Origin of the sequence: uncultured Aquabacterium sp. (assembly GCF_947366995.1) — a bacterium.
Classification (GTDB): Bacteria; Pseudomonadota; Gammaproteobacteria; order Burkholderiales; family Burkholderiaceae_C; genus Aquabacterium.
Window position 1 is genome coordinate 1 of sequence record NZ_CANBCC010000097.1, and the last position, 10,276, is coordinate 10,276.

Sequence of the window (10,276 nt, forward strand, 5' to 3'; positions counted from 1 at the left end):
GATTCCCGTGTGAAAGTAGGACATCGTCAGGCTACTTACAGTGAAGAAAAGCCCCCGACCAGACTGGTCGGGGGCTTTTTTGTTTTTCGAGGCGGCATTGATGCCGTCCGGGATTCGGGCGGTTGCCGATGTGTCGGCAGGCGCGTTGAGATATAGTGATTCCATGTTCGATGTCCTGGTTTACGTCTACGAGCACTACTGGCGACCGGACGCGTGTCCGGAGGCCGGTCTGCTGGCGCGCAAACTTTCGGCGGTCGGATTCGAGGAAGAAGAAATTGCCGATGCGCTGGCGTGGCTGGAGGGCCTGCGTACGGTGAGCACCGCCCCCATGGTGGCCCCGGCCGGAGGCAGTGCCCGCGTGCTGGCTTCAGCCGAGAGCGAGCGCTTCGGTCCAGAGGCGCTGGGCTTCCTGCACTTTCTCGAGTCGGCTGGCGTGCTGACGGGGGCGATGCGTGAGCTCGTGCTCGACCGCGCGATGGCGGTGCCGCGTGCGCCGCTGACCTTGGAGGACTTCAAGGTGCTGGTGTTGCTGGCGTTCTGGTCTCGCGGGGAAGAGCCGGATTCTCTGGTGCTGGACGAGCTCTTTGTCGACGACGCCGATCGCGTGGTCCATTGAACGCGCGATTCAAGTTTGCAGCCGGCGGGTCGACATTCTGTCAGGGCTTTCGCGATTCGAAAGCGAGCAGAGAAGGTGTCGAGATGAGCGAGTGGGCGGCATGGCATGAAGGCGAAGACGCCAGGCGGCGCCGGGGTGCTCACCCATGGCTTTCCGTACGGGGCGTGGCACGACACGTGAGGCATGGCGGGCTGGCCATGGCGGTCTGCATGCTGCTGGTCGGCTGCGACCAACTGGGCATCGAGACGCCGCAGAAAGCCGCTGAGTCCAAGGCGGCAGAGGCAAAGGCGATCGGCAGCGCGTGTCGACATGCGTTGCGGGCCATCGAGGACTGCTATACGCTGAACCCACAGGCCGACAAGGCAGCGGTCTTCGGCGGTTGGCGCGAGATGGACGAGTACATGCGCGAGAACAAGCTGGACGGGATCGCGCCGGTGGTGCCTCGGCCGCCTGCGGAGGCGGCTTCCAAGGGGAAGGGCGCGGCCTCTCGGCCGAAGGCTGACGCCGACGAGGACGAAGAGGTGATCGACGAGGAGCCGGCGGAACCGGTCAAGGGCCGCAAGGGCAAGTCGGCCGCGTGAGCGCGGATCGCCGAGGCAAAGGCTGGCCTCGAAGGTTTGCTCCGACGCCCGGCGCTTTGCTGGTTCAGCGGCGAGAATGGCGCATGTCGTCTGCAATCGATACTCCGTGGCTGGGCTTGCTGGATGGACGCCTGTGGCGGCATCCTGAGCGTGAGCAGGGCACGCGCGCCATGCTGCGTGCGTTGCCAGGGGTGGCTGCGTGGGGGCTGGTCACCGGGATGGTGATGGCGCAGTCGGGCTTGCCCATGTGGGCGGTCGTTTTCATGTCGATGACGGTGTTCGCGGCCAGCGCACAGCTGGCGGCGATCCCGTTGATGCTTGCGGGCGCGCCGTTGTGGGTGGTGTGGCTGGCCGCGATGTGCGTGAACCTGCGCTTCGTGATCTTCAGTGCCCAGTTGCGGCCCTTCTTGATGGTCTTGCCATTGCCTTGGCGATTGGTCTGTGGCTACATGGTGGCCGACGTGTCCTACGTGATGCAGGTCGCGCGCTACCCGCACGGAACGGCGGCCACGGCGAGCGAGCTGGGACCACTGGCTCACATGGTGGGGCTTGCGGCGCCGAACTGGCTGGGATGGAATGGTGCGGCCTTGCTCGGCATTGCGTTTGCGGGGCAACTGCCGACCTCGTGGGGACTGGCATTTGCCGGGACGCTGACGCTGGCGGGCTTGTTGGCCTCGCTGGTTCGGGACGGGCGGGCGGCCGCGGCCGCGATGCTGGCCGGTCTGACTGCGGTGGCGTGCTGGGGGTGGCCCTTCAAGCTCAACATGGTGGTGGCCGTCGCGGTGGGGATCGCTGCGGGGCTGCTGCTGGACGCGCTGCCCGATCGCGCCCGGGCCGGAAGGGCGGGCGCATGAGCGGGTTGTACATCGCGCTGGCGGTGCTGGGCCTCGTGGTGACCACGGTGTTGACGCGCTCCTTCTTCTTCCTGACGCGGGAACCGCTGCCGCTGCCGGCCTGGGCGGAGCGGGGGTTGCGGCATGCGCCGATGGCGGCGCTGGCCGCCGTGGTGCTGCCCGGGGTCCTGCTCGATCAAGGGCAGTGGCCGAGTGGTCCTTGGGATCCGCGCTGGGTGGCGACGCCTGTGGCAATGGCGTACGCCTGGTGGCGGCGCGACATGTTGGGCACGCTGTTGATCGGCATGGCGCTGTACGGGATATTGCGCTGGTGGGGCGCTTGACGCCGACGACCGCCCCCATCTGCGTGGGGGGGAGGAGCGGGCCCGGCCGACCTTTCTACAATGGCGGGTTGAACCGTTTTCTTCCTCCAACTTCAACGCCTCAACGGCAGCCAACATGACCATCCTCCGATTCGAAGACCTCGTGGCCCAGGGCAAGGCCGCTGGTCAGCGCGTGTTCATCCGTGCCGACCTGAACGTGCCGCAAGACGATGCGGGCAACATCACCGAAGACACCCGGATCCGCGCGTCGGTGCCGGCGATCGAGCTGGCTCTGAAGGCCGGCGCCGCGGTGATGGTGACGTCGCACCTGGGCCGTCCGACGGAGGGCGAATTCAAGCCCGAAGATTCGCTGGCCCCGGTGGCTCAGCGTCTGGGCGAGTTGCTGGGCCGTGAGGTGAAGCTGGTGAGCAACTGGGTGGACGGCGTGTCGGTGCAGCCGGGTGAAGTGGTGTTGCTCGAGAACTGCCGCCTGAACAAGGGCGAGAAGAAGAACAACGAGGAACTGGCTCGCAAGATGGCCGCGCTGTGCGATATCTTCGTGCACGATGCGTTCGGCACGGCGCACCGTGCCGAGGGCACCACGTATGGCATCGCGCAGTTTGCCAAGGTGGCCTGTGCCGGCCCGCTGCTGGCCGCCGAGATCGACGCGATCGGCAAGGCGCTGGAAGCGCCGAAGCGCCCGCTGGTGGCCATCGTGGCCGGCTCAAAGGTGTCGACCAAGCTGACCATTCTGGAGTCGCTGTCGAAGAACGTGGACGGCCTGATCGTGGGCGGTGGCATTGCCAACACCTTCATGCTGGCCGCCGGCCTGAAGATCGGCAAGTCGCTGGCCGAGCCGGACCTGGTGTCGGCGGCCAAGGCGGTGATCGAGTCGATGAAGGCGCGTGGCGCCGAGGTGCCGATTCCGGAAGACGTGGTCGTGGCCAAGACCTTCTCGGCCGACGCCGAGGCGACGGTGAAGGCTGCGACGGATGTGGCCGATGACGACCTGATCCTGGACATCGGGCCGAAGACCGCCGCCAGGCTGGCCGCTCAGCTGAAGGCCGCCGGGACGATCGTGTGGAACGGCCCCGTCGGCGTGTTCGAGTTCGAAGCCTTCTCAAAGGGCACCGAAGCGATCGCGCGTGCGATTGCCGAATCGCCCGCGTTCAGCATCGCTGGTGGCGGCGACACGCTCGCTGCAATCGCCAAGTACGGCATCGAAAAGGATGTGGGCTACATCTCTACGGGGGGCGGTGCGTTCCTGGAAGTGCTGGAAGGCAAGACGCTGCCCGCTTTCGAAATTCTGACGAAGCGCGCGGCAGGTTGAACCGCTGGCGCGCCGGTGTCGCCCGACGGGGCGGAGGACCGGAGACGCCTTCGCAGACAGAAAAGGCCTCTCGGTGAGAGGCCTTTTTACTGGGCGTGTGCGGGCTCAGCGGCCGGCAGCGTGGAGCGCCTCGCCGGCCAGGACCGGGTCTCCGGTGCGGTTGAAGGTGTCGAGCCACAGGCCGTAGCTGCGCATCTGGCCGGTTTGCCACGGGTGGAAGCCCGGTCGGAAGTAGCCCAGGTAGTGGCGTGCGAGGCCCATGTAGAGCCCGCCCGGACCATACAGCCAGGCGAGGCCCTTGCCCCAGAGTTTGAGCCGCTGCCAACGGGTGAAGCCGTCGACCTTGAGCATGTATCGCGTGTTGAGCAGCACGTGCAGGTTGAAGCTCAGCGTGACGACGAGCATGGCCCAGACGCGGCGCAGGTAGCCCACGCCGGCGACCTTCTGCATGACGTCGAAGGCGACGGCCTTGTGTTCGATCTCTTCCATGGCGTGCCAGGCGTACAGCGCCCGCACGCGCGGGTCGGCCTGGTTCAGGATGCTTTTGCGCTCGAAGAAGCCGTGGGCCATGATGGCGGTGAGGTGTTCGGCGGCGGCGGTTTCGGCCAGGGTCTGGCGTGCGGGCAGGTGCCGGCGTACCAGTTTGAACAGGATGTGGTGGGTGATGGCTTCGAGGCGGTCGACGTCGATGCCCTGAGCCTTGAGGCGGCGGTTGTACTGGTCGTGAACGAGGCCGTGCTGGGCTTCCTGCCGGATGAAGTCCTTGATGTCTGCCTGCAGTTGCGGGTCCTGTACTTGGTCGCGGAAGTCACGCACGCAGGCGATGAAGAAGCGCTCGCCTTCCGGAAAGATGACGGACATGGCGTCGAAGAGCCGGGTCTTGAACGGGTCGCCGGCGAACCAGTAGGTCGGGATGTCGCCGTCGAGGCCGAAGTCGAGCTGGCTGCGCGGCGTGATGGTGTGCGGTGCGGTCATGGTGAGGGCTCCATGAATGGGGGCAGGCCGCCCGGCTTACGGGGTGGCCCAGACGCCGGGGCCGTGCAGGCGGTTGCCGGCTTCGACCGGGTCGCCGGTCTCCTTCAACAGGCGCAACCACGGGTCGTAGCTGGCGACGACGGGGTCTTGCCACGGGTGGAAGCCGGGCTTGAGGTAACGGAAGTACTGGCCGAGGATGGGCGGGAAGAGCCCGCCTGGGCCGTAGAGCCACCACAGCCCCTTCGCCCAGATCTTCGTGCGCTGCCAGCGGCTGAAGCCGTCGACCTGGAGCATGTGGCGCATGATCCGGAAGACGTGATAGGGGAAGAGCATCGTGACCAGCAGCATGGAGCCGACACGGTTGAGGTAGCCGGAGCGCGCCACGTCCTGCAGCACGTCGAAGGCCACGGCCTTGTGCTCCATTTCTTCCATGGCGTGCCAGACATAGAGGGCGCGCAGGCGCGGGTCGGCGCCTTCGAAGATTTCGGGGCGTTCGACAAAGCAGTCGGCCATGATGGCGGTGATGTGCTCGGCGGCCGCCGTGATGCCCAGCGTGAACTCGCGCGAGCAGTGGCCGCGGATGATCTGAAAGAGCCGCTTTTCCTGGCCGGCCAGGATCTGGTCGACGCGGACGCCCTGCGCCTGCAGGCGGTCGTTGTAGCGCGTGTGCAGCATGCTGTGCTGCGCTTCCTGGCGGGTGAAGTCCTTGATGTCCTGCAGCACCTGGGGGTCGGTGATGCGGTCCTTGAAGTCGCGCACACAGGTGATGAAGAAGCGCTCGCCGACCGGGAACAGTGTCGACATGGCGTCGAAGAAGCGGGTCTTGAATGGGTCGCCGGCCATCCAGTGGCGGGGGATGTCGCCGTCGAGGCCGAAGTCGAGCTTCTCGCGCGGGACGATGGGCGGCGGGGCGAGGTCGGGGCGGGGCATCGGGGTCTCCATCGAACAGCGGGCCCGCCCGGAGTGAGAGGACCTTGTCCGCACTGTAGGAAAACGCTCGGCATCGCGCGATGAAACGCGGCGACAGAAAGACGGTTATTGCGACAGGCGGGGCTCGGGGAAACCCGTGCGCTCAATGGTCGGGTGGGAGCTGGGGCGTGTCGCGGAAGCGGCTGGGGGGCACACCGGCCCAGCGGATGAAGGCCTGCGTGAAGCTTCGGCGGTCGGTGAAGCCCAAGCGGGCCGAGACGGATTCGATGCGCGCGCCCGGTGCCGCCAGCCACTGGCGCGCGAGGTGGAAGCGCACGCGGTCGAGGATGGCAGAGTGCGAGTCGCCGGCCTCGCGCAGCCGACGCTGCAGCGTGCGCGCATGCAGGCCCAGCGCGGTCGCCAGCGCGGGCAGCCCCTGACCGAGCAGCGTGGGATCGGTGAGCATGGCCTGCTCGATCTGGCACACGAGCGGGTGGGCTTCGTGGTCACCGTTGGCCAGGCTGAGCGGAGGCGGCCCGCGACGGGCGATTTCTTCGGTGATGCGCCGCGCGGCCAGTTCGTGCAGCGAGGGGAGCGCGCCGATCAGCGGGCGATCCAGCAGGGCACGGTCAAACCAGAGCGCGTCGATGTCGGCATCGGGTTCAAGCTCGACCCGCAGGTGCTCGGCCAGCAGGCTGCTCCGTGCGTGGGCGGCATGGCGCTGCGTCAGGCGGCCCGCCAGCGGCAGGTCGCCCAGCAGGGTGCGGCTGAACTTCACGAGCGTGGTGAAGGCGGCTTCGATGAAGGGCCAAGCTTCGTCGACGGGCGTGCCGCCACCGAGGTGCAGCGTGATGCGGGCCTGGTCACCGAACTCCTGCAACTCGAAGGTCATGAGCGGGTTCACCAGCGGCGGGATCCAGTCGAGCGCCCGCGCCGCGTCGCGCAGGGTGGCGCTGGTCGAGATGAAGGTCTCGACGTCGGCCAGGTATTCGAAGGCAAAGGTGTCGCCCAGCACGATGGGGAAGTGGTGCGGGCACCCGAGCCGCTGTGCCTCGGACAGGCATCGGTGCATGATGCGTCCGACGACGGCAGGCCGAATCAGCGCGGTGGTGGGGTGCAGGCCCGCCAGGTCGACCCCTTCGGCGAGGAACAGGGCTTCGATGTCGATGCCGCAGCGTCGCGCCGCGCGGATCCAGTTCGTCACCGTGACGAACGGCAGCGGGGCATCCGGATGGGCGGCGGCAGGCATGGTCAGCAAGCGGGCGCTGGCACAGGTGCCTCGGCCAGGAAGGCCTCGAGCCAGCGCAGCACCTCGGCGGTGGTGCGCTCGGGTTGCTCGAAGGGGTAGAGGTGGGTGCCATCAATCCACGAGATGCGGTCGCCGAAGACCTGCCGGGTGCCACTCAGGCCCACGCTGCGCAATTCGCGCGACCGCGTGCCGGCGATGAAGGCCAGCGGGCAGCGGTGGGGGTGGCGGCGGAACTCCTGCAGGAGGCCGTGCGGCATCGTGTCGTAGATGGCGGTCTCGATCTCGCGGTGGAATCGCAGGCGGCGGCCGATGCCGTCGGGGTGCGCTTCCGTTCCGGTGTGGACGTAATCGTGCAGGACGCTGGGATGGAAGGCCGCGAACTTGGCCTTGCCGCGGAAATGCTGATGCGCATGCTGCTCGCTCGCCCATTCGTGCGTGCGTTGCGCAGAGATGCGCGACGGCATGACACGGTGCATGGCGCCGGCCCGCTTGGCGAGCCCGATGGCCGCGGCCTTCCAGCCAGACAGCAGGGGCGAGTCCATCACCACGACCCCTTGTGCGAGGGCGGGGTGGCGGCGCGCCAGCATCATGCCCAGGAAACCGCCAAGCGAATGGCCGACCAGGAAGACGGGGTGGCCGACCTCGTGGGCGATGAAGTCGTGCAGTTGCTCGACGAGATGCGGCCAGTCGGGGGTGACCGGGTAGCGCGGGTCGTGGCCAAACCGGTCCACGGCGTGCACCTGGAAGCCTGCGGCCCGCCAACCGTCGAGGAGGCTGCGGTAGGTGCTCGCAGGAAAACTGTTGGCGTGCGCGAAAACGAGGGTGCGGTACACGTTGGTTTCGATGACCGGATGGGTGTGGGAAGTGTAAGGTTGCTACAGGCGCATCATGGAATGCCGGAGGTTGCGGGTTTACCAGAGGCCCGTTGTCCGTATTCCGAGGTGGCGCGTTAATAGAATATTAATAATGGTTCGGGCGGTGTCCGGACCGTGTCGGCACCGACCCCAATGGAGATCCGTTTCATGCCCCGTTCGACCAAGATCGTCGCCACCCTCGGCCCCGCCTCGTCCACGACCGAGGTGCTCGAGCGCATGCTGCGTGCCGGGGTGGATGTGGTGCGGCTCAACTTCTCGCACGGCAAGGCGCAGGACCACATCGAGCGCGCGCAGCTGGTGCGCGAAGTGGCGGCGCGCGTCGGCAAGGTTGTGGCCATCATGGCCGACCTGCAGGGCCCCAAGATCCGCGTGGGCAAGTTTGCCGAGGGCAAAGTCATGCTGGAGGTGGGGCAGCCCTTCGTGCTGGACGCCAGCCGCGCCACGCCGGGCGACATCGAAGGCGTGGGCCTGGACTACAAGGAGCTGCCGCGCGATGTGAAGCCCGGTGACACGTTGCTGCTCAACGACGGGCTGATCGTGCTGACGGTGGACGCCGTACAGGGCGACGCCGTGCACACCATCGTGAAGGTGGGCGGCGAGCTGTCGAACAACAAGGGCATCAACAAGCAGGGCGGTGGCCTCACGGCGCCCGCGCTGACGGCCAAGGACATGGAGGACATCAAGACGGCGGCGAGCTTCCAGTGCGACTACATCGCCGTGTCCTTTCCGAAGAATGCGACCGACATGGAGATGGCCCGCCAGCTCGCCAATGTGGCCGGCGAACCGTGGCGCCACCGCCCGGCGCTGATCGCCAAGATCGAGCGCACCGAAGCCATTCCCAACCTCGACAGCATCCTGCGCGCCTCGGACGGCATCATGGTGGCGCGCGGTGACCTGGCCGTCGAGGTCGGCAACGCGGCCGTGCCCGCGCTGCAGAAGCGCATGATCAAGCTGGCGCGCGAGATGGACAAGGTCGTCATCACCGCGACGCAGATGATGGAGTCGATGATCGTGAACCCGGTGCCCACGCGTGCCGAGGTGTCCGACGTGGCCAATGCCGTGCTCGACGGCACCGACGCCGTGATGCTGAGCGCCGAGACGGCGGCCGGCAAGTACCCGGTGGAGACCATCGAGCAGATGGCCGCGATCGCGATGGCGGCCGAACGCGCCGAGGAGGTGTCGCTCGACGCCGATTTCACCAACAAGACCTTCGGTCGCATCGACCAGTCCATCGCCATGGGCGCGCTGTTCACCGCGCACCACCTGGGCTGCAAGGCCATCATCGCGCTGACCGAGTCGGGCTCGACCGCGCTGTGGATGAGCCGGCACAAGATCCACGTGCCGATCTTCGGGCTGACGGCGCAGCCAATCTCGCAGCGCAAGATGGCGCTGTATCGGAACGTGCGCCCTTTGCTGATGCCCACCTACGCGGACCGCGACGAGGCGCTGCGCCAGGCGGAGTTGCTGCTGGTGGAGCGCGGCATCCTCAAGCCGGGCGACACCTATGCCATCACGTGCGGCGAGCCCATGGGGCACCCCGGTGGCACCAACATGCTCAAGGTCTGTCAGGTGGGTTGAGCCCCGGATTTCGACGGACGCGAATATGTGGCGAGTATTCCTCGCGATATTGTGAGGAGAAGGTCGGACGTGTAATTTTCCTTCACGGCATCCCGCGGAAACAGGGGCGCCCTGCGCGGTCGTGGGGGTGCGTGCCCGTGCGCACTCTCGCTAGAATCGACCCCAGTCACATGCGGGCCGCGGGCGCGCATTCAGGTTTCATTCATCTTTCCTGATATTGGGGATCCCATGCCACTCGTTTCCATGCGCCAGCTGCTGGACCACGCCGCCGAAAACAACTACGGCATTCCGGCATTCAACGTGAACAACCTGGAACAGGTTCAGGCCGTGATGGCCGCGGCCGACGAAGTCGGGGCGCCGGTGATCCTGCAGGCCTCGGCCGGGGCCCGCAAGTACGCTGGCGAGTCCTTCATCAAGCACCTGATCCAGGCGGCCGTCGAAGCCTACCCGCACATCCCGCTGGTGATGCATCAGGACCATGGCACCAGCCCGAAGGTGTGCGAAGGCGCGATCAACCTGGGCTTCGGCTCGGTGATGATGGATGGCTCGCTGATGGAAGACGGCAAGACGCCGTCGAGCTTCGACTACAACGTGGACGTCACCCGCAAGGTGGTGGAGATGGCCCACAAGGTCGGCGTGACCGTGGAAGGCGAACTGGGCTGCCTGGGCAACCTCGAAACCGGTGACGCTGGCGAGGAAGACGGCATCGGCGCCGTGGGCAAGCTGGACCACAGCCAGATGCTGACCGACCCGGAAGAGGCCGCCACGTTCGTGAAGGCCACTCAGCTGGACGCGCTGGCCATCGCCATCGGCACAAGCCACGGCGCCTACAAGTTCTCGCGCAAGCCCACGGGCGACATCCTGGCCATCAGCCGCGTGAAGGAAATCCACGCCCGCATCCCCAACACCCACCTGGTGATGCACGGCTCGTCGTCGGTGCCGCAGGAACTGCTGGCCATCATCAACCAGTACGGCGGCAAGATGAAGGAAACCTACGGCGTGCCCGT

General features: G+C 66.8%; 11 protein-coding genes. 7 read left to right on the forward strand and 4 right to left on the reverse strand.

Features of this window, described 5'->3' with window-relative positions; all coding sequences use genetic code 11:
- Positions 1-163: 163 nt before the first annotated feature.
- The 5 genes from Q0Z44_RS17345 (at position 164) to Q0Z44_RS17365 (ending at position 3,683) form a co-directional block, all read left to right on the forward strand.
- On the forward strand, positions 164-616 hold the full coding sequence (locus Q0Z44_RS17345; protein WP_298015103.1) for a DUF494 domain-containing protein: 453 nt from the start codon (positions 164-166) through the stop codon (positions 614-616).
- A gap of 209 nt (positions 617-825) precedes the next feature.
- Positions 826-1,197 (forward strand): hypothetical protein, encoded by a 372-nt coding sequence (locus Q0Z44_RS17350; RefSeq protein ID WP_298015105.1) that lies wholly within the window; start codon positions 826-828, stop codon positions 1,195-1,197.
- 83 nt (positions 1,198-1,280) lie between these two features.
- Positions 1,281-2,051 (forward strand): AzlC family ABC transporter permease, encoded by a 771-nt coding sequence (locus tag Q0Z44_RS17355; protein WP_298015107.1) that lies wholly within the window; start codon positions 1,281-1,283, stop codon positions 2,049-2,051.
- Positions 2,048-2,374 carry an AzlD domain-containing protein gene (locus Q0Z44_RS17360; RefSeq protein WP_298015109.1) on the forward strand — a complete coding sequence of 109 codons (327 nt, stop codon included), beginning with the start codon at positions 2,048-2,050 and terminating at the stop codon, positions 2,372-2,374. Before Q0Z44_RS17355 ends, Q0Z44_RS17360 begins: the two co-directional genes overlap by 4 nt.
- Positions 2,375-2,489: 115 nt before the next feature.
- Positions 2,490-3,683, forward strand: a complete 1,194-nt coding sequence (locus Q0Z44_RS17365) for a phosphoglycerate kinase (RefSeq protein ID WP_298015111.1) — start codon at positions 2,490-2,492, stop codon at positions 3,681-3,683.
- 105 nt (positions 3,684-3,788) lie between these two features.
- On the opposite strand, the gene Q0Z44_RS17370 is transcribed toward Q0Z44_RS17365, so the two are convergent.
- From Q0Z44_RS17370 to Q0Z44_RS17385, 4 genes are all read right to left on the reverse strand, one after another.
- Positions 3,789-4,658: a metal-dependent hydrolase gene (locus Q0Z44_RS17370; protein WP_298015113.1), complete on the reverse strand. Its 870-nt coding sequence runs from the start codon at positions 4,656-4,658 to the stop codon at positions 3,789-3,791.
- 36 nt (positions 4,659-4,694) lie between these two features.
- Positions 4,695-5,588 (reverse strand): metal-dependent hydrolase, encoded by an 894-nt coding sequence (locus tag Q0Z44_RS17375; RefSeq protein WP_298015115.1) that lies wholly within the window; start codon positions 5,586-5,588, stop codon positions 4,695-4,697.
- 142 nt (positions 5,589-5,730) lie between these two features.
- Positions 5,731-6,816 (reverse strand): AraC family transcriptional regulator, encoded by a 1,086-nt coding sequence (locus Q0Z44_RS17380; protein WP_298015117.1) that lies wholly within the window; start codon positions 6,814-6,816, stop codon positions 5,731-5,733.
- Between the two features lie 2 nt (positions 6,817-6,818).
- Complete coding sequence (locus Q0Z44_RS17385; protein ID WP_298015119.1) at positions 6,819-7,649, reverse strand: alpha/beta hydrolase; 831 nt, start codon at positions 7,647-7,649, stop codon at positions 6,819-6,821.
- 189 nt (positions 7,650-7,838) lie between these two features.
- On the opposite strand from Q0Z44_RS17385, the gene pyk reads away from it, so the two are divergent.
- Together pyk and Q0Z44_RS17395 are read left to right on the forward strand one after the other, a co-directional pair.
- Complete coding sequence (gene pyk / locus Q0Z44_RS17390) at positions 7,839-9,269, forward strand: pyruvate kinase (protein ID WP_298015121.1); 1,431 nt, start codon at positions 7,839-7,841, stop codon at positions 9,267-9,269.
- Positions 9,270-9,497: 228 nt separating this feature from the next.
- A partial coding sequence (locus Q0Z44_RS17395; protein ID WP_298015123.1) for a ketose-bisphosphate aldolase occupies positions 9,498-10,276 on the forward strand: 779 nt, incomplete at its 3' end.